Genomic DNA, 18,383 nt, shown 5'->3' with positions numbered 1-18,383 from the left:
GTCAATGGTTGTTGCTGTGCGGTTATGTTGGCCTCGCGCCGCACGAAGTGTGTGTGCACGTTCCCAAATGATCGATCGACCGGGAGACTTACATGCCGGAGACCACCCCCAAGGGCCTCACCCGGCTCGCCTTCGGCGGGGACTACAACCCCGAGCAGTGGCCGGAGAGCGTCTGGCAGGAGGACGTCCGGCTGATGCGGGAGGCCGGCGTCACCATGGTGAGCGTGGGGATCTTCTCCTGGGCGCTGCTGGAGCCCTCGCCCGGGACGTACGACTTCGGCTGGCTCGACCGGGTCCTGGATCTGCTCCACGAACACGGCATCCGGGTCGACCTCGGCACCCCCACCGTCGTCCCGCCGGTCTGGTTCTTCCGCGCCCACCCCGAGGCCCTGCCGGTCACCGCCGACGGCAGCCGCTACGAGTTCGGTTCGCGCGGCGCCATCTGCCACAGCAACGCCGACTACCGCGCCGCCGCCGCGGACATCACCACCAAGCTCGCCGAGCGCTACGGCGACCACCCCGCCCTCGCCCTGTGGCACGTCCACAACGAGTACGGCGTCCCCGTCTCCGCCTGCTACTGCGACTCCTGCGCCGCCCACTTCCGCCGCTGGCTGGCCGCCGAGTACGGCACGGTCGACGCGGTCAACGAAGCCTGGGGCACGGCCTTCTGGGGCCAGCGCTACGGCGCCTTCGACGACATCAACCCGCCCCGGCTCACCCCCACCGTCGGCAACCCCGCCCAGGCGCTGGACTACAAGCGGTTCGCCGACGCCACCATCCGCGAGAACTTCACCGCGGAACGCGACATCCTGCACCGCCTCTCACCCGGCATCCCCGTCACCACCAACTTCATGACCGCCCTCAGCCAGTGCGACTCCCTCGACTACTGGGCCTGGGGCCGCGAGGTCGACCTGGTCACCAACGACCACTACCTGATCACCGACGGCCGCCGCACCCACGTCAACCTCGCCATGGCCGCCGACCTCACCCGCTCGGTGGCGGGCGGCGCTCCCTGGCTGCTCCTGGAGCACTCCACCTCGGGCGTCAACTGGCAGCCCCGCAACCCCGCCAAGACACCCGGCCAGATGGCCCGCAACTCCCTCGCCCACGTCGCCCGCGGCTCCGAGGGCGCGATGTTCTTCCAGTGGCGGCAGTCCCGGCGCGGCGCGGAGAAGTTCCACTCCGCGATGGTGCCGCACGGCGGCACCGACACCCGCGTCTGGCGCGAGGTGGTCGAACTCGGCGCCTCCCTCGGTGACCTGAGTGCGATCCGTGGCTCCCGCACCGTCGCCGACGTCGCCGTCCTGTGGGACTGGCACTCCTGGTGGGCCCAGGACCTGGACTGGCGGCCCAGCGAGGACCACGACGCCCGCGAACGCGCCGACACCTTCTACGAGGCGCTCTACGACCGTCACCTCACCGTCGACTTCGCCCACCCCGAGGCCGACCTGTCGGCCTACCCCCTGGTCGTGGTGCCCGCGCTGTACCTGACCACCGAGGCGGCCGGCCGCAACCTCGCCGCCTATGTCGAGAACGGCGGCACCCTCCTCGTGTCCTACTTCTCCGGCGTCGTCGACGAGCACGACGCCGTCCACGAGGGCCCCGTTCCCGGCGCGCTCCGAGACGTCCTCGGTCTCACCGTCGAGGAGTTCTCCCCGCTGCTCGCGGGCGAGACGGTACGGGTCACCGGCCCCGACGGCACCGGCCTGGCCGCCGACGTGTGGACGGAGTTCGTCGTGGAGCGCGGCGCCGAGGCCGTGTGGACGTACGCGGACGGCCCGGCCGCCGGCCGCCCCGCTGTCACCCGGCACCGGCTCGGCTCCGGCACCGCCTGGTACGTCTCGACGCGGCTCGGCGCCGACGGTCTCGACGCGGTGCTGGCGAAGGCCGCCGAGGACGCGCGGCTCGCCCCCCGTCCCGACCTGCCGCGCGACGTCGAAGTGGTCCGCCGTACCGGCGAGTCGGGCAGCTACCTGTTCGCGATCAACCACACCGGCACCGACGTCAAGGTGCCCCTGGACTCGTCCGGCACCGAACTGCTGACCGGCGAGAGCGCCGCGGGACGCATCGAGGTCCCCGCGGGAGCCGTACGGGTCGTCCGGCTCGACGGCTGAACGCACCTTCCCCCTCTCCTCCCATGTCGAAGGGACGACGAACGACGATGTTCCATCCCAGACGCACCCTGAGAGCCCTCCTGCTCCCGCTCGCCGCGGGACTCGCGCTCACCCTGCCGCCCGCGGGCACCGCCCAGGCGGCGAGCACCCTCACCAACGGGGGTTTCGAGACCGACGGCGCCGGCGCGGCCACCCCCGCCGGCTGGTCGGAGTACGGCTCGACCGGCGCCTCGTACACCGAGGCCGGCGGCCACGCCGGAAGCTACCGGCTGACCCACTGGGCGTCCGCCGCCTACACGGTGGAGACCTACCAGTACCTGACCGGACTCACCAACGGCAGCTACCGGCTCACCGCCTGGGTCCGCTCCGGCGGCGGCCAGAACTCCGCCTACCTCGCCCTGAAGAACTGCGGCGGCGCCGAACAGCGCACCGACCTGCCGGTCTCGGCGAGCGGCTGGATACGCCTCGTCGTACCGGTCACCGTGACCACCGGCCAGTGCACCGTCAGCGTCCGCAGCGACGCCAACGCGGGCAACTGGATCAACGTCGACGACCTGACCTTCGGCCCCGGCACCGGCGGCACCACCGTCCACGGCGCCGACATCTCCTCCCTCCCCAAGAGCGAGGCCAAGGGCGGCGTCTACCGCACCTCGTCCGGCGCGGCCGCCGACCCCCTCACGGTGCTGCGGTCCGCGGGGATGAACTACGCCCGCCTCAAGGTCTGGGTGAACCCGGCCGACGGCTACAACGACAAGGCCCACGTCCTCGCCCTGGCCAAGCGGATCAAGGCCCAGGGGATGAAGCTGCTGGTCGACTTCCACTACTCCGACGCCTGGGCCGACCCGGGCAAGCAGAACAAGCCGGCCGCCTGGTCCGGCCACTCCTACAGCCGGCTGAAGACGGACGTGTACGACCACACGTACGACGTCCTGAACGCCCTCAAGGCCCAGGGCACCACCGCCGACATGGTCCAGATCGGCAACGAGATCAACGGCGGCATGCTGTGGAGCGAGGGCTCCACCGACAACTGGACCCAGCTCGCCGGCCTGCTCAACTCCGGCTACGACGCGGCCAAGGCGGTCAGCTCCGCCACCACCGTCGCGCTGCACCTCGCCGAGGGCGGCGACCTGTCCGGCACCCGCTGGTGGTTCGACTCGGCCGTCGCGAACAGCGTGCGCTTCGACGCCATCGGCCTGTCGTACTACGGCTACTGGCACGGCGCCCTGTCCGACTTCCAGACCACGCTGGACGACGCCGCGACCCGCTACGGCAAGCCCGTCTTCGTCGCCGAGACCGCCTACCCCTTCCGCCTCGACAGCGAGGACGGGCAGGAGAACATCATCGACCTCGACGGGGAACTCGTCGCCGGCTACCCGGCCACCACCGCCGGACAGACCAGGTGGATGAACGACATCGCGAGCGTCGTCGAGGCCGTCCCGAACGGCCGCGGACTCGGTGTCTTCTACTGGGAGGCCACCTGGACCGCCGTCACCGGCAACGGCTGGGACCCCGCCGACGCCTCCTCCGGCAACGGCTGGGAGAACCAGGCCCTCTTCGGCTACGACGACCGTGCGCTGCCGGCCATGGCGTGGTTCGCCCACCGATGATGACCCGGTAACCGCTGGACGGCACCGCCCCTCCCGTGTCACGTTCGACTCCCGGGACGTAGGCGGTGACGGGGGGCCCCGGCGGTGCTGGTGACGGAGTTCAGTACGACGGTCGTGGAACCGAAGGAGCGGTTCGCGCTGTGGGAGGAGACGACGGCACGCTCCCACATGCGCAACCGGCTGCGCAGCGACGACCAGGACGACTTCCGCGCCGGGATGCGGGTCCTGGATCTGGGCGAAGTGAGCGTGTCCGCGCTGGCCTACTCACATCTGGGGCTGGTGCGGACACCCAGGCTGGTACGGCAGTCCGATCCGGAGATGTACCAGATCAACTACCTCCCCGGCGGGCGGGGACGCCTCTCGCTGGGACGGCACGACACCCGGCTCGGGCCCGGCGACCTGGTACTGCTGGACAGCAGCAGCGCCTACCACGGTGACGTCCGGGCCTCCTCTGACGACTGGGCCCACCTGACCGTGCAGTTCCCCCGCGAACTGCTGCCCCTGCCGCAGTCCACCGTGCGCCGACTGCTCGCCGTCCCCATCGGCGGACACCGCGGCATGGCCGGCGTGTTCACCCGGTGGCTGGCCGACCTCAACGCGCGTGCCGACGAGTTCACCCCGGCCGACCTGCCCACCCTCGCCTCGGTCACCCTCGATCTCCTGGCGTCCGCGCTCGCGCGCTGTCTGGACGCCGACGGCTCGCTGCCCCCGGAGTCCCGTCGGCGCGCGCTGCGGACGCGGGTGTTCGAGTTCGCCGAGCAGCGGCTCGCCGACCCCGGCACGACACCCCGGACCATCGCCGAGGCCCACCACATCTCCCTGCGGACCCTGCAGCAGCTCTTCGCCGAGGACGACACCTCACCGGCCGCCTGGCTGCGGGCCCGCAGGCTGGAGCGGTGCCGCGCCGACCTGGCCGACCCGCGGGGGAGCACGGACCCGGTACAGGCCGTCGCCGCCCGCTGGGGGTTCACCGACGCCGCCCACTTCAGCCGGCTCTTCCGGGCCACCTACGGGATGCCGCCCCGCGACTACCGCCGGGCCCGGTGGGAGGAGCGGGACGCGGAAATGCGCGAATAGTCAACAGATCCGCGCGGAAAGACAAGGCCGGGACGATCACCATCGGTGATGCTGGAGGCCGGGCAGCCGCTCCGGGCGTGGGGGACCCGGGGCGGCTTTTCCCCCTCGCCACCCCGGACCGGTCCCGGGGTGGCGAGCGGGGCGCCCCGCCGGCCGGACCGGAGGCGGCTCAGACCCTGGGCGGCTCAGACCGGAGGCGGCGGCGTCCCCTCGTCGTCGAGCGTGATGCCCAGCCGGCCCGCCACGGTCGTCAGGGCCGTTCCGAGGGGGAGCGCGACCCGGGTGACGGCGTACCGGTCGCCGCGGGTCGGGTCCCGGTTGACGATCAGCACCGGCAGCCCGGCCTGGTCCGCCTGCCGCACGAACCGCAGCCCGGACATCACCGTCAGCGAGGAGCCGAGGACCAGCAGCGAGGCCGCCCCGCGGACCAGCGTGCGGCACCGCTCGACCCGCTCCGGCGGCACGGCCTCGCCGAAGAAGACCACGTCCGGCTTGAGAAGGCCGCCGCACACCGTGCACGGCAGCACCCGGAAGTCCCCGACCTGCTCGTCGGTGAGGTCGGCGTCGCCGTCCGGGTTGATCCCGGCGGCCACCGGCCGGAACTCCGGATTGGCCTCCTCCAGCCGCCGCGCCAGGTCACGGCGGTCGCTGAACGTGCCGCAGGACAGGCACACCACCCGGTCCAGGCTCCCGTGCAGTTCCACGGCGTCCGTGCTGCCCGCGGCCTGGTGCAGCCCGTCGACGTTCTGGGTGATGAGACCCGAGAGCAGCCCGTGCCGCCCGAACGCGGCCACCGCCCGGTGCCCGGCGTTGGGCCGGGCCCGGCCGAAGGTGCGCCAGCCGAGGTGGCTGCGGGCCCAGTACCGGCGCCGGGCCTGCGCGTCGGAGGTGAAGTCCTGGTAGGTCATCGGGGTGTGCCGGCTCAGGCTGCCGCCCTCGCCCCGGTAGTCGGGGATGCCGGACTCCGTGGAGATGCCCGCCCCGCTGAGCACCAGGACACCTCCGGCGCGCAGCGCCTCGGCGACCGGCTCCGGGTCCGTGGTGCCCGGCGGCAGGTCCTCGTCGGGGGTCCAGTTCAAGGTGGGGCGCATGCGCATGCCGCCAGGGTACGGAACACACGGCCGACGGCCACACGACCGGCGCCGCGGCCCTCGTGGCGGGGGTCGCTAGTCCAGTCGTCCGGCGGGATGGCCGTCGGGGTCGTCGGTCAGCGTGATCACGGCCCTGATCCGCTTGCCCACCGGTTCCCGCCGTATCTCCAGGACCCGGCAGACGGCGGCCACGATCTCCAGGCCGTGCTGGCCCACCCGGCCGGGGTCGGCGGCACGGACCACCGGCAGCCGGGGGTCGGTGTCCCACACGCTGATCTCCACACCGCCGCCGCGGACCTCCAGGTCCATCAGACACGGCCCCGGCGCGTACTTGTAGGCGTTGGTGACCAGCTCGCTCACCACCAGCTGCACCATGCCGACGACCCGGGCGGAGACCGGAATGCCGTGGGCGGCCTGCACCTCGGTCAGGAAGCGGTAGGCGACGTCCCGGGCCCTGGCCACCGGCTCCCTGCCCACGAACGCCTCGGTGGACAGTATCGGGCGCTCGAAAAGCGACTGGGGCTCGTTCTCGCACATCACTGATCCACACCGCACCCTTGGCCTGAGTTGACGGTCAGTCGAAGACTTCTACCCGTGTAACGAGTCCACGCGCGGCGCGCAATGCGCGCGGGAGGGCGCACTCACCTTCGAGGAACGCGCAGCCGCATCCCCGGCCGGGCGAAGACCGCCTCCAGCAGGTCGGCGAGGAGCGCCGCGCAGGAGCCGTCGGGGTCGAGGTCGGGGTCGTAGACGGTGAGGTTGAAGCCCACGCAGCGCTCCGAGCCGACCAGCGGACGCAGCAGGGGGACCAGTTCGCCGGGCAGCAGCCCGCCGGGGTCCGGGCTGTCGACGGCGGGCATCACCGACGGGTCCAGCACGTCCGCGTCCAGGTGGACCCAGAAACCCTCGGTCGCCGGTGTCCCCAGGCCGCGCGCCACCGCGTCGCCCGTCTCCCCGGGGCCCTGTTCCCGGATCTCCCCGACGGTCAGGTTGGGTATCCCCAGCTCGGTGAGTTCGGCCCGTTCCCTGTCGTAGTCACGGATGCCGAGCACCCGGACGTCCTCGTCCCTGAGGTAGGGCCGCAGCCCTTCGAGGTCCGTGAGATCCCGCTGGCCGCGGCCGGTCCCGAGGGCCAGTTCCTCACCGCCCGCGGCACCCACCCGCTCGGAGTTGCCCGGGTGCCGGAAGTCCGCCGAACCGTCGATGACGGCGAGGCCGTACCGTCCGAGGCGGCGCAGGGCGAGCGAGGCGCCGAGCTGGACGGAGCAGTCCCCGCCCAGGACGACGGGGAAGTCACCGGCGCGCACGTGGTGCTCGACCCGGTCGGCGAGCTTACGGGTGTACGCGGCGATCGCCGCGGCGTTGAAGACGCCGTCGCCCTCCCGCCAGCCGCCGCGGTCGTAGCGGGGCGGCACCACCACCCCGCCCTCGTGCGCGCCGAGCCGCCGCAGCAGCCGCTGCTCGCGCAGGGCGCCCGCCAGCTTGTAGCATCCGGGCACCGTGCCCTCGGCGGGCGGGCGGAGTCCGAGGTTGGACGGGGCGTCGATGATCACGATGCGGCGCATCCGGGCATCCTGCCCGCGCGCGACGGCCGTCATGCCGGAGCCGGGCCGGAGGGTGGCGGTGCGCCCGTCCGGCCCGGCTCCGGACGGTGTCAGCTCAGGGCCCGGACACGGATGTCACGGAACCGGACGGTGTTCCCGTGGTCCTGGAGCCGGATCGCGCCGGCCGCCGGGCTCTCCGCCCGTCCGCCGGCCGTGGGACCGTCGAGGACCACGTCGTCGTGGACCTTCCGGCCGTTCCACACCACGGTCACCCGGGCGTCGGAGATCTTCTCGCCGTTCTCGTCGAAGCGGGCCGCGCGGAAGACGACGTCGTACGTCTGCCAGGTCTCCGGCGCGGTGGCGGCGTTCACGTCGGGCGCCTTCTTCTGATAGAGCGCCCCGGCCTCGTCCGTGGCGGGCGAGGTGTCGCCGAAGGAGTCGAGGATCTGGAGCTCGTAGCGGTCCTGGAGGTAGATACCGCTGTTGCCGCGGTCCTGCCCGGTCACCTCGGGCGGCAGCTTCGGCACCCGGAACTCCAGGTGCATCGCGAAGTCCTGGTAGGCGTCCTTGGTGCGCAGGTCACCGCAGCACACCTCCATGGACTCCTCGTCGGTCAGCGGCCAGGCGGGGGTTCGTCCGTCGGTGTGCTGCCACTGGCTCCGCGAGGCGGCGCTGCCGTCGAAGAGGGTGACGCGCGCGCCCTCGGGGCGGACGGTGATCAGGTCGAGGTTCACATGTCCGGTGTCACCGGGGTCGTAGCGGTAGGAGATCGTGTGGTGCCCGGCGCGCAGGGACAGCCGCTCGGTGCGGGTGGACCAGGTGTCCCAGTCACCGGTGGAGGGGAGCAGGGTCTGCCGGACCTTCTCGCCGTCCGCGTACAGGGAGAGGGACTTGGTGCCCTGGAACGGGTTCGGGCCGTTGGAGTAGCGGAGCCCGATGTCGTAGGTGCCCTTCTTCGGCACCGTCACGTCGAAGGTGGCGGCGGCCTTGCCCTCGGTGGCCCAGCGGTCGACGAAGCCGCTGCCGGAGTAGCCGGTGTGGTCGGTGTTGACCCCGGCGGTGCCGGTGAGGGCGGCCTCCTCGGCCTCGTACGTCGTCGCGGGGGCCGGCGCCCTGCCGGGCAGTTCGTTCAGCGTGTACCAGGCCTCGGTGGACCACAGTGTCTCGCCGGAGGCCGAGGAGAACGGCCGCGGGGAGCGCACGTGCACGACCCGGTCCTCCTTGAGGCCGTCGAGGCGGAGCCGGACGGTGCGGCCGTCCTTCGCGAGGGTCGCCGAGCGTACGGACAGCTTCTCCTCGGCGATCTTCGGGCCGCCGTAGTCGGCGGTCGGGGTGTACCGCCACTGCTCGGCCTCGTAGCCCTCGACGAGGTGTGCCGCGGTCTCCTCGGAGAGCGGCTGGGTGTAGGTGAGGTCGAAGCCGCCCGGTACGGCGCGCATGGTCCTGATGTCGAAGGCGGTGCCGCCGTTGGGGGTCAGCTTCTGCAGTCCGAACTTGAGCTTGCCCTCCTGGCCCCAGTTGCCGTCGGCGCCCAGGCCCCCGGCGTAGACGGCGCCGTCGGGTCCGAGGGTGACGCGGTTGACCCCGGCCTCCAGGCCCTGGGTGTAGCGGAAGACGGCACCCTGGTACTGGCCCTTCACCTTCTGCAGGTCGACGCGCTGGAGTCCGCCGTAGGTGACGTCACCCACCAGCATCTGCCCCGCGTAGGTGCCCTTCTTCAGGTACAGGGGGGTGGAGGGGGAGTTGCCGATCTCGTTCTGCGGGAACCACACCACCGGCCGGGTGACGGGGGTGTCGGCGAAGGGGCCGGCGGGCTCGGTGTAGTGGTTGAAGAACCGGCCCTGCTCGATCTGCACGAGCTTGGAGGCCGGGAGCCAGCCGCCCTGGTTGTCGGTGGCGAACAGCGCGCCGTCCGGTCCCCAGCCGATGCCGTTGGGGGTGCGCAGCCCGCCGGCGACCGGGCTGATCTTCCCGGTCCTCTTGTGCACCTTGTACGTGGCGCCGCGGTCCGGCGCGGGCTGCGGGACGGTGGTGGCGCCGCCGTAGTCGATGGCGACGGAGAGGTTCACGTAGAAGTAGCCGTCGCGGTAGAGCAGGCCGAAGGCGAACTCGTGGAAGTTGCCGCCGTAGGGCCAGGTGGCGACCGTACGGTAGGCGTCGGTGACGTCGTCGCCGTCACTGTCGACGAGCCGGGTCAGCTCGTGCTTCTGCGAGACGTACAGGGAGCCGTCGACGTAGGTGATGCCCATCGGCTCCCGCAGTCCGCTCGCCACCTTCTTCACGGTCACCTTGTCGCGGCTGGTGGCGCCCGTGACGTTGTCCAGCAGGTACACCTCGCCGGCCACGTTGTCGGTGCCGCCCCAGGTGCTGATCGCGAGGCGTCCGTCGGGCAGCCAGTCCATGCCGCTGACCTGTGGCTCGAACCCTTCGGGGCGCAGGTCGGTGAGGGTCAGGTCGGGACGTACGCCGGTCAGCGGCAGGCCGTCGCCGGGGGTGTCGCGGCCCGCCTCGCACTCCTTGCGGCCCGGCGCCGTCACCCGGACGACACCGGCGTCCGTGCTCAGCACCTCCTCGGGCACGACGGTGAACCCGTCGGCACCCGGCGGACGCCAGGAGAGGGTCAGCCGCTGGCCGCCGTCCCGGTCGAAGTGGTCGACGCGGAACGGGTGCGCCCCGGCGGTGAGGTGGACGGTGCCGTCCTTGGGCTCCGCGCCGTGCAGCCCGTCGTGGTCGATGACCGTGGCGTCGTCGACGGTCAGCCGTGAGCCGTCGTCGCTGGTCAGCCGGAAGACGTAACTGCCGTCGGCGGGGACGTCCAAGTACCCGGACGCCTCCGTGACGAAGCGGTCCGCGAAGCCGCCGAAATCGGCCTCCGTGGACCAGTCGACGGTCGGCATCAGCTTGTCGTGATTGGGGGTCTGGCCCGGTTTGAGGGTGCACAGCTCGTCGAGCGGGGTCTGCACGTCGAACACGCGCAAGGTGACGCCGGGTTCCTGGGGCGGGATGTCGGCGGGTGCGGCGGGCGTGGCCGGGGCGGCGTACACGCCTGAGGCGAGGACACCCGACGTCAGCAGCAGGACGACGCGTCTGCGCAGCCGCTGAGGCAGACGTCGGGGTGGGCATGGGCGCATTGGTCCTCCGGGGGTGGGGACCGGACCGTGCCGGAAAGCGCTCCGGTCGTGAGCGGAGTGGCTGCAGTTCCGCCGTCACGGTAGGAGACTTCCGTTTGACATGTCCATACTTTGTCATGCATGTGTTCAAAGTCGGCCGGTTCCCGGGAGCGCGCCCCGACACGCGCCCCGACACGCGCCCGGACGCGCGCCCCGTGGCGCGGTGTCAGCCCGCGAAGGACGGCGCCGGAGCCGGGGCGGTTCCCCGGCCCTCCGCCGGATGCCGCCACCTGCCCCGCGCGGCGAGCCGCGGCAGCACGCCCTCCCCGAACCAGTACGCCTCCTCCAGATGCGGATAGCCGGACAGCACGAACTCCTCGATGCCCAGCGCCGCGTACTCCTCGATCCGCTCGGCGACCTCGTCGTGGCTGCCGACCAGCGCGGTGCCCGCACCGCCGCGCACCAGCCCGATCCCGGCCCACAGATTGGGGTGGATCTCCAGCGCGTCCCGGCTGCCGCCCCCGTGCAGCGCGAGCATCCGCCGCTGCCCCTCGGACTCGCTGCGGGCCAGCCCGGCCTGCACCGACCGCACCGTCTCCGGGTCGAACCCCGCCAGCAGCCGGTCCGCCTCCGCCCACGCGTGCGCCGCGGTGTCGCGGGTGATGACGTGCAGCCGGATGCCGAACCGCGGTGTCCGCCCCTCGGCCGCGGCGAGTTCCCGGACCCACGCGATCTTCTCGGCGACCTGGGCGGGCGGCTCGCCCCAGGTGAGGTAGACGTCGGCGTACCGCGCGGCGACCGCGCCGGCGGCGGGCGAGGAACCCCCGAAGTACACGTCCGGCACCGGGTCGGGCACCCGGGCGAGCCTGGCGTCCTCGACCCGCAGGTGCTCACCGGCCAGGTCGACGGTCCCGCCCTCCCACAGCCGGCGGACGATGCCGAGGAACTCGCCGGTGCGCCGGTAGCGGGCGTCCTTGTCGAGGAAGTCGCCGTAGGCGCGCTGCTCGTGGCTCTCCCCGCCGGTGACGACGTTGAGCAGCAGCCGCCCGCCGCTCTGCCGCTGGAAGGTCGCCGCCATCTGCGCGGCGAGCGTCGGCGAGAGGAAGCCGGGCCGGAAGGCGACGAGGAACTTCAGCCGCTCGGTGTGCCGGCTGACCATCGCCGTGGTCAGCCACGCGTCCTCGCACCAGGCGCCGGTCGGGGTGAGCGCGCCGACGAACCCCAGGTCCTCCGCGGCGCGGGCGATCTGGCTCAGATAGGCCACCGTCGGCGGCCGGTCCCGCCCGGAGGCGGTGGCCGGCGTGCCGTGACCGCCACCGACGACGTGCCGGCTGTCACCGTTGGTGGGCAGGAACCAGTGGAAGGTGAGGGACACGGAGTCGGTCTCCTGTCGGGGGAGGAGGGGCGGACGCGGGGCGGACGCGGGGCTCAGCTCGCCGCGGCCAGCAGCGGGGCGGTCCCGCCGAGGGCCGCCGAGAACTGGTCGACGACCTGGGTGAGGGCCTCGGCCGCGGCCGGCGCCACCGTGAGCGTGCCGTCCTCGTGCACGGTGATGTCCTTGTCGAGGGTGAACCAGCCCTGCACGATGTGGGCCGCGCCCATGGAGCTGAGGACCGGACGCAGCGCGTAGTCGATGGCGAGGACGTGCGCCGTGGAACCGCCGGTGGCCAGCGGCAGCACGGTCTTGCCCGTGAGGGCGTACTGCGGGAGCAGGTCGAGCAGGGCCTTGAGGACACCGGAGTACGACGCCTTGTACACGGGGGTGCCGACGACGACACCGTCGACGCGCGCGAACAGCTCCGTGGCCTCGACGACGGCGGGGTGGCGGAAGTCCGCGCCGAGCAGGGCCTCCGCGGGGACGGTGCGGACGTCGAGCGGGATCACCTTATGGCCCTGCGCGCGGAGTTGCCCGTCGAGGTGGCGCAGCAGACGCTTGGTGCGGGAGGAGGCCGAGGGACTGCCGGAGACGGAGAGGACGGTGGACATGGACCCTCTTTCGGTCGTGGTGGAGGACGGGGAGGACCACGGCCGTACGCGGGACACGCGATGAGCGAGAACGTGCGGGCTCCCCGGACCGGGCGCGGAACGGCAGCGCGGTAGGGCGGAGTGGCGCGGCGGACCGGAGGGTCAGGCCGCGGGGCGACAGAAGGCGCTGGAGACACGCGCGAGGTCGACATGGCGTCGCCGCGTGAGGTCCGGTCGCATCTTCATACCGTCGATCGTGACAGTGCACGGGCGGGGCAGTCAAGGGAGCCCCGGCCCTCGGCGTCGGTCCACCTCGACGCCGACATCCCCGGCCGGCCGCCCGCCGGCGGCGGCGGGCGGCCGGCCGGTTCCCGCGGGTCAGCAGCTGAGGTTGTCCCCCGGTTCGACACCGAGGAGCTGGGTGAAGCGCTCGTAGTCGTCGATGCGGCTCTGGACCTGCGCCGGGTTGCCGCCGTCGCACTCCAGGGTGCCGTTGATGGCCCGGATGGTCTCCCCGAACCCGGCACCGTCGACCATGGCGTCGTGCGGGGTCATCGAGCCGGGCCCGGACTGGGTGTTCCAGTACCACAGGCCGGTCTTCCAGGCCACGGCCGCGTCGTTCTGCACCAGGTCCGGGTTGTTGAGCAGGTCGATGCCGAGGGCGTCGCCCGCGGCCTTGTAGTTGAAGTTCCAGCTGAGCTGGACAGGGCCGCGCCCGTAGTACTTGTCGGTGCCGGCCGGGCAGCCGTACGACTGCGTGGTGTCGCAGTAGTGCGGGTAGTTGGCGGTGTTCTGCTCGACGACGTACACCAGGCCGCCGGTCTCGTGGCTGACGTTGGCGAGGAAGGCGGCGGCCTCCTGCTTCCGCACGGTGTCGCTGCCGGTGCCGGCGAACCCGGGGTAGGCACCGAGCGCGTCGGTGAGACCGCTGTAGGTGTAGAAGGAGTTCCGGTTCGGGAACATCGCGTCGAACTGGGCCTCGCCGACGACGAAGTCGGCGGCGGTGGCCCGTGTGTCGGTCTTCTGGGCGGCGGCGGACGGGGCGAGCGTCAGGGTGCACAGCGCGGCGGCGGCGCCGGTGGCGGCGGCAAGGGCCAGTTTGCGGGAACGCACGAGGTCGGCTCCAGGCGGAGAGAAGGGAGAGGGTGGGCCGTGCGGGTGGCACAGCGGCGGTGCGCGGCGGGTCCGGGAGCTGTCCCGGACCCGCCGCGCCCGGTGTGTCAGCCCGCCACGTCGACGTCGACGCAGGCGTAGAACGCGTTGGTGGTGTCGGCCACGTTCCACACGGCGAGCACCTTCTGCCGCCCCGTGAGCCCGCCGAAGTCGACCTGGTGGTCGACCACCGCGTCGGGCTTGGCGCCCCCGTCGTCGAACTCGGCTATCTTCTGGCCTCCGGCGTAGTACTCCCACGTCGTGGTCGCGTGCTGCGCGGTGAGCTTCCACGAGAACGTCGTGGTCCTCGACACCGGCGTGACGGCCCAGCCCTTGCTGTCGTCGTCCAGCTCCGAGAAGCGGCTGTTGCCGCCGCTGCAACTGGTCTGGCCCTGGGCGCCCTCGACGCTCTGCGGCTCGTAGGTGATGTCACCGCAGGACACCGTTCCGGCGGCACACTGCGCCTGCCGGCTGGCCGGGTCGGAGATGTAGCCGTGCGCGCCGGCCGAGGCGGCGGGGAGGCTGACGGCGACGACGGGGGCGAGGGCGGCGCCGATCAGCGCAGCGGTCTTCCTTCTGGCGTGCATGGGAACTCCTTCACATCCGGCCGCCCCGGGCCGCGCGCGGTCGTACGTGGGGTGACCGCGGGCGTCGTGGAACGGCCTCTCGTGGGTGGGGCCAGGAGGCGCGAAGGTGACGCGCTCTCGCCGTCCGGCCGGGGATTCGGACCCCGACGGGGAGCAACTCCGCAACCGGAGCGACGAGTTCTGTTGGACTAGACCATACAAGCGGTCGTCGTGACCGTGTCAAGGGTGCGGAAGTGCGGGAGGGCGAGGCGTCCGCGTGGGCGTCAGGTGCCCGCACCGGCGTCTCAATTGCCCACACCGAGCTGGGACATGAACGCCGCCGGATAGCGGTCGCCGCGCGCCGACCCCGCCGGCACCGCCCGCTCGATCGCGGCGAGGTCGTCCGCCGTCAGCTCAAGACCGGCGGCGGGCAGCGCCTCCGCCAGCCGCGCCCGGGTGCGGGCACCCACCAGCGGCACGATGTCCCGCCCCTGCGCGGCCACCCACGCGAGAGCGAGCTGCGCGACGGTGCACCCCTTCGCCCCGGCGACCCGGCGCAGCGCCTCCACCAGCGCCAGATTGTGCTCGACGTTCCCGGTCGCGAAGCGCGGGCTGTGGACGCGGTGGTCCCCGGGGGCGGCACGCTCCGCCGACCAGTGCCCGGAGATGAGGCCCCGGCCGAGGACCCCGTACGCGGTGAGGCCGATGCCGAGTTCCCGCAGGGCCGGCAGCACCTCCGCCTCCACCGCGCGCGAGATCAGCGAGTACTCGATCTGCAGGTCGGCGACCGGATGCACGGCGTGCGCCCGGCGGACCGTCGCCGCGTCCACCTCCGAGAGGCCGAGGTGGCGCACGTACCCGGCGTCGATCATCTCCTTGACCGCGCCCACCGTCTCCTCGATCGGCACCGCCGGGTCGAGCCGGGCGGGACGGTAGACGTCGATGTGGTCGGTGCCCAGCCGGGTCAGCGAGTAGGCGAGGAAGTTCTTCACCGCCTCGGGCCGGCCGTCCTGGCCGGCGGGGCCGGGGGTCGGGCCGCTCAGCATGCCGAACTTCACGCTCAGTACGTAACTGTCCCGGTCGCGCCCGCGCAGCGCCTCGGCGAGCAGCAGCTCGTTGTGGCCCATCGCGTAGAAGTCGCCGGTGTCGATCAGGGTGACGCCGGCGTCCAGCGCGGCGTGCACGGTGGCGAGGGACTCGCCGCGGTCGGCGGCGCCGTAGGCACCCGACATGCCCATCGCGCCCAGGCCGAGCGCGGAGACGGCCGGTCCGGAGGTCCCGAGGGTTCGCGTCTGCACAGCATGCTCCTTGTTCAGGCGGTTCGGTGTTCGTTGTCCAAGCGGTTCGGTGATCGTTCCGGCTCCACCCTGCGCCCCGGTCGCGGCCTCCGGGAGCGGAGCGTCGATCGTGGGAGAGCCGCTCCCTGGTTGGCGTCCGGGACCCGAGGGAGCATGGGGGCATGGAACGTGACCAGCTCGCCGACTTCCTGCGCGGCCGCCGCCGGGCGATCCGCCCGGCCGACGTCGGCCTCACCGACGGCCCCCGCCGCCGCACCAGCGGCCTGCGCCGGGAGGAGGTCGCGATGCTCGCCGGCATGTCGGTGGACTACGTCGTCCGCCTCGAACAGGGCCGCAGCAGCCAGCCCTCCGTCCAGCTCCTCGGTGCGCTGGCCAGGGCGTTGCGGCTGTCCGAGGACGAGCGCGCGCACCTGTTCCATCTGGCGGGGCACCGGCCGCCGCCCGCCGAAGGGGTGGCCCGGCTGGCCCGCGCCGGTCTGGTGCGCATGCTCGACCTGCTCGGCGACACCCCGGCGATGGTCCTGTCCGACCTGGGGGAGGTGCTGGCCCAGAACCGCGCGGCCGTGCTGCTCGCCGGTGATCTCACCGGCTTCGGCGGTGACCGGCGGTACATGGTCCACCGCTGGTTCACCGACCCGGCGACGCGCGCCGCCCAGCCGCCCGAGGAGCGGGAGCACCGTTCCCGCCAGCTGGTGGCCGACCTCCGTGCGACGGCCGGCCGGCGGTCCGGCGATCCGGTGGTCACCGGCCTGGTCGACCGGCTGCGGGCGGCGAGCGGGGAGTTCCGCCGGCTCTGGGCCGCGCACGAGGTGGCGGTCCGCCGTGCCGACCGCAAGACCCTGCTGCACCCGAGGGTCGGCTGCCTGGTGATGGACTGCGAGACGCTGGTCACCCCCGACCAGAACCAGCAACTCCTGGTCCTGACCCCGGCGGACGCCGAGACCCGGGAGCGGCTCGACCTGCTGCGGGTGCTCGGCGTCCAGGAGTTCCACCCGGACACCTCCGCACGGTGAGGGGACGCGGACGCGCGAGAGTGCCGACCGGTCCTCCTTGCCAAGCGGAACGGTGTTCCGTATCGTAAGCGGAGCAATGTTCCGCTTTTCGCGTGCGGCAGAGCGTGTGAAGACACGTGAGCACGTGGAGCACGCGTAGCGCGTGAACGTGAACCGGCATCGGAGAGGTCAGGTCAAGTCATGATTCTTGTCACCGGAGGGCTCGGTTTCATCGGGTCCCACACCGTGCGGGCCCTGCTCGACCAGGGCGAGGAGTGCGTCGTGACGCAGCGGCGCCCGCGCCCGCTCCCCTCCTTCCTCGACCCGGAGCGGGTGACGGTGGAGCGGGCGGACATCACCGACCGGGAGGCCCTGCTAGCCGTCGGCGACCGCCACCACATCACCGGCATCGTGCACCTGGCCGGGTCCGTGCCCTGGCCGCCCGTCCCCGACGCCCCGGTCGAGGCCGCCCGGCAGGCCCTCGGCGGCCTGCTGAACATCGCCGAGGCCGCGCAGCGCTGGGAGGTCCGGCGCCTCGGCATCGCGAGCACGATCGGGGTGTACTTCGGCGCCGCCGCGGGCGACGGCCCCCTGCGCGAGGACGTCCCCCTCTCCCTGCACGCGGCCGTCTCCATCCCCACCTTCAAGAAGATAGGTGAGATGCTCGGCGGGTACCTCGCCGACACCGCCGGACTCGACATCGTCGACTACCGCATCTCGGGGACCTGGGGGCCGCTCGGCCACTCCGACCCGTTCTTCGCCGCGCCCGCCCTCGTCCACGCCGCCGCCCGCGCGACCGAACCCGACCTCTCCGGACTCATGGGACCGGCCCGCGCCGACGACGGACTCGACCTCACCTACGTGAAGGACACCGGGCGGGCCATCGCCCTGCTCCAGCTCGCCGACAAGCTCAACCACCGTACGTACAACGTCGGTTCGGGGCGGGCAACCACCAACGCGCAGCTCATAGCGGCCCTCAGGAAGGTCGCCCCCGACGCGCGGCTCGATCTGCCGGCCGGGGGCGACACCGACCACCTCGTCCTGGACATCACCCGGCTGCGGGAGGACACCGGCTACGAGGCCGAGTACGACACCGAGCGGGCCGCCGCCGACTACGTCGCGTGGCTGCGCGCGGGCAACGCGGTGTGAGCCGGCCGAGGGGCTAAGCGAACACCGACAGCAGCATCGCCATGCCGAGGCCGAGGACGCTGACCAGGGTCTGCACGGCGGTCTGCGTCTTCGCCGCCTGGCCGAGGTCCATGCCGAACGACTCCTTGACCAGCCAGAAACCGGCGTGGTTGACGTAGTTGAGCCCGATCGAACCGGCACCGATCGCGATCACCAGGAGGGACGCCTCCAGGCCGCCGGAGTCACCGATCAGCGGGGCGACGATACCGGTGGCCGAGACGATGCCGACGGTCGCCGAGCCCGTCGTCAGCGACAGCAGGAGCGCGATCAGCCAGCCCAGCAGGATGACGCTGATGTGTGCGCCCTCGGCGGCGGAGGCGATCGCGTCGCCGATCCCCGAGTCCTGCAACACCTGCTTGAACGCGCCGCCGCCCCCGATGATGAGCAGGATCGCGGCGACCGACTTCAGGCTCCCGGTGAGCGAGTCGCGGATCTCCTCCCCGGACCGGTCACCGAGGACGAGGGTCACCCCGAGCGCGAAGAGCAGACCCGCGAGCATCGCCACGAGCGGTTCGCCGGCGAACTCCAGCGCCGCCGCGAGCCCGCCGGACCCGTCCAGCACGGTCTCGGCGAGGGTCCGCAGCAGCATGAGGGCGACCGGCACCAGCACGGCGGCCACGGCGAGGCCGGTGGGGACACCGGCGCGCGCCGGGCCGTCCGGACGCTGCCCGGCGCCGGG

General features: G+C 72.6%; 16 protein-coding genes. 5 read left to right on the top strand and 11 right to left on the bottom strand.

Annotated elements, in window-relative coordinates; translation table 11 throughout:
* Nucleotides 1-92: 92 nt before the first annotated feature.
* The 3 genes from UW392_RS64105 (at nt 93) to UW392_RS64095 (ending at nt 4,798) form a co-directional block, all read left to right on the top strand.
* On the top strand, nt 93-2,114 hold the full coding sequence (locus tag UW392_RS64105; RefSeq protein ID WP_320784729.1) for a beta-galactosidase: 2,022 nt from the start codon (nt 93-95) through the stop codon (nt 2,112-2,114).
* 47 nt (nt 2,115-2,161) lie between these two features.
* Nucleotides 2,162-3,721, top strand: coding sequence for an arabinogalactan endo-1,4-beta-galactosidase (locus UW392_RS64100; RefSeq protein WP_320784728.1), 1,560 nt, complete (start codon nt 2,162-2,164; stop codon nt 3,719-3,721).
* Nucleotides 3,722-3,811: 90 nt separating this feature from the next.
* Nucleotides 3,812-4,798, top strand: coding sequence for a helix-turn-helix domain-containing protein (locus tag UW392_RS64095; protein ID WP_320784727.1), 987 nt, complete (start codon nt 3,812-3,814; stop codon nt 4,796-4,798).
* Between the two features lie 185 nt (nt 4,799-4,983).
* Here the strand turns inward: UW392_RS64095 and UW392_RS64090 are convergent, their stop codons facing one another.
* The 10 genes from UW392_RS64090 to UW392_RS64050 all read right to left on the bottom strand — a co-directional run bounded on the left by UW392_RS64090 (nt 4,984) and on the right by UW392_RS64050 (nt 15,524).
* Nucleotides 4,984-5,895: an NAD-dependent protein deacetylase gene (locus UW392_RS64090; RefSeq protein WP_320784726.1), complete on the bottom strand. Its 912-nt coding sequence runs from the start codon at nt 5,893-5,895 to the stop codon at nt 4,984-4,986.
* Nucleotides 5,896-5,964: 69 nt separating this feature from the next.
* Nucleotides 5,965-6,426: an ATP-binding protein gene (locus UW392_RS64085; protein ID WP_320784725.1), complete on the bottom strand. Its 462-nt coding sequence runs from the start codon at nt 6,424-6,426 to the stop codon at nt 5,965-5,967.
* Between the two features lie 104 nt (nt 6,427-6,530).
* On the bottom strand, nt 6,531-7,454 hold the full coding sequence (locus UW392_RS64080; RefSeq protein ID WP_320784724.1) for an arginase family protein: 924 nt from the start codon (nt 7,452-7,454) through the stop codon (nt 6,531-6,533).
* An 89-nt stretch (nt 7,455-7,543) separates the two neighbouring features.
* Nucleotides 7,544-10,564, bottom strand: coding sequence for a family 16 glycoside hydrolase (locus tag UW392_RS64075; protein WP_320784723.1), 3,021 nt, complete (start codon nt 10,562-10,564; stop codon nt 7,544-7,546).
* Between the two features lie 205 nt (nt 10,565-10,769).
* A complete protein-coding gene (locus tag UW392_RS64070) occupies nt 10,770-11,918 on the bottom strand; it encodes an LLM class flavin-dependent oxidoreductase (protein ID WP_320784722.1) in 1,149 nt (382 codons plus the stop codon).
* Between the two features lie 53 nt (nt 11,919-11,971).
* Entirely contained in the window at nt 11,972-12,529 is a 558-nt protein-coding gene (ssuE, locus tag UW392_RS64065) for an NADPH-dependent FMN reductase (RefSeq protein ID WP_320784721.1), read from the bottom strand.
* A gap of 141 nt (nt 12,530-12,670) precedes the next feature.
* Nucleotides 12,671-12,748 (bottom strand): putative leader peptide, encoded by a 78-nt coding sequence (locus UW392_RS67240; protein WP_414497772.1) that lies wholly within the window; start codon nt 12,746-12,748, stop codon nt 12,671-12,673.
* A 138-nt stretch (nt 12,749-12,886) separates the two neighbouring features.
* Nucleotides 12,887-13,621 carry a chitinase gene (locus tag UW392_RS64060; protein ID WP_320784720.1) on the bottom strand — a complete coding sequence of 245 codons (735 nt, stop codon included), beginning with the start codon at nt 13,619-13,621 and terminating at the stop codon, nt 12,887-12,889.
* 107 nt (nt 13,622-13,728) lie between these two features.
* Nucleotides 13,729-14,247 (bottom strand): lytic polysaccharide monooxygenase auxiliary activity family 9 protein, encoded by a 519-nt coding sequence (locus UW392_RS64055; RefSeq protein ID WP_320784719.1) that lies wholly within the window; start codon nt 14,245-14,247, stop codon nt 13,729-13,731.
* Nucleotides 14,248-14,531: 284 nt separating this feature from the next.
* Nucleotides 14,532-15,524: an aldo/keto reductase gene (locus tag UW392_RS64050; RefSeq protein WP_320784718.1), complete on the bottom strand. Its 993-nt coding sequence runs from the start codon at nt 15,522-15,524 to the stop codon at nt 14,532-14,534.
* A gap of 161 nt (nt 15,525-15,685) precedes the next feature.
* Between UW392_RS64050 and UW392_RS64045 the strand changes: the two genes are divergently transcribed.
* Both UW392_RS64045 and UW392_RS64040 read left to right on the top strand, forming a co-directional pair.
* Nucleotides 15,686-16,537 carry a helix-turn-helix transcriptional regulator gene (locus tag UW392_RS64045; RefSeq protein ID WP_320784717.1) on the top strand — a complete coding sequence of 284 codons (852 nt, stop codon included), beginning with the start codon at nt 15,686-15,688 and terminating at the stop codon, nt 16,535-16,537.
* 180 nt (nt 16,538-16,717) lie between these two features.
* Nucleotides 16,718-17,665, top strand: a complete 948-nt coding sequence (locus UW392_RS64040) for an NAD(P)-dependent oxidoreductase (protein ID WP_320784716.1) — start codon at nt 16,718-16,720, stop codon at nt 17,663-17,665.
* A 13-nt stretch (nt 17,666-17,678) separates the two neighbouring features.
* On the opposite strand, the gene UW392_RS64035 is transcribed toward UW392_RS64040, so the two are convergent.
* Nucleotides 17,679-18,383 (bottom strand): GntP family permease (locus tag UW392_RS64035; protein WP_414497765.1); only part of this gene is annotated, 705 nt, incomplete at its 5' end.

This window comes from Streptomyces sp. CRN 30 (assembly GCF_034105845.1).
This window is presented reverse-complemented; position numbering and strand designations above follow the sequence as displayed.

Excerpts from the sequence above, each read along its gene's own strand:
- UW392_RS67240 (WP_414497772.1), bottom strand. The coding sequence starts at position 12,748 with ATGCGACCGGACCTCACGCGGCGACGCCATGTCGACCTCGCGCGTGTC.
- UW392_RS64040 (WP_320784716.1), top strand. The coding sequence starts at position 16,718 with ATGATTCTTGTCACCGGAGGGCTCGGTTTCATCGGGTCCCACACCGTG.
- UW392_RS64075 (WP_320784723.1), bottom strand. The coding sequence starts at position 10,564 with ATGCGCCCATGCCCACCCCGACGTCTGCCTCAGCGGCTGCGCAGACGC.
- ssuE (WP_320784721.1), bottom strand. The coding sequence starts at position 12,529 with ATGTCCACCGTCCTCTCCGTCTCCGGCAGTCCCTCGGCCTCCTCCCGC.
- UW392_RS64085 (WP_320784725.1), bottom strand. The coding sequence starts at position 6,426 with ATGTGCGAGAACGAGCCCCAGTCGCTTTTCGAGCGCCCGATACTGTCC.
- UW392_RS64055 (WP_320784719.1), bottom strand. The coding sequence starts at position 14,247 with ATGCACGCCAGAAGGAAGACCGCTGCGCTGATCGGCGCCGCCCTCGCC.
- UW392_RS64105 (WP_320784729.1), top strand. The coding sequence starts at position 93 with ATGCCGGAGACCACCCCCAAGGGCCTCACCCGGCTCGCCTTCGGCGGG.
- UW392_RS64090 (WP_320784726.1), bottom strand. The coding sequence starts at position 5,895 with ATGCGCATGCGCCCCACCTTGAACTGGACCCCCGACGAGGACCTGCCG.
- UW392_RS64080 (WP_320784724.1), bottom strand. The coding sequence starts at position 7,454 with ATGCGCCGCATCGTGATCATCGACGCCCCGTCCAACCTCGGACTCCGC.
- UW392_RS64045 (WP_320784717.1), top strand. The coding sequence starts at position 15,686 with ATGGAACGTGACCAGCTCGCCGACTTCCTGCGCGGCCGCCGCCGGGCG.
- UW392_RS64100 (WP_320784728.1), top strand. The coding sequence starts at position 2,162 with ATGTTCCATCCCAGACGCACCCTGAGAGCCCTCCTGCTCCCGCTCGCC.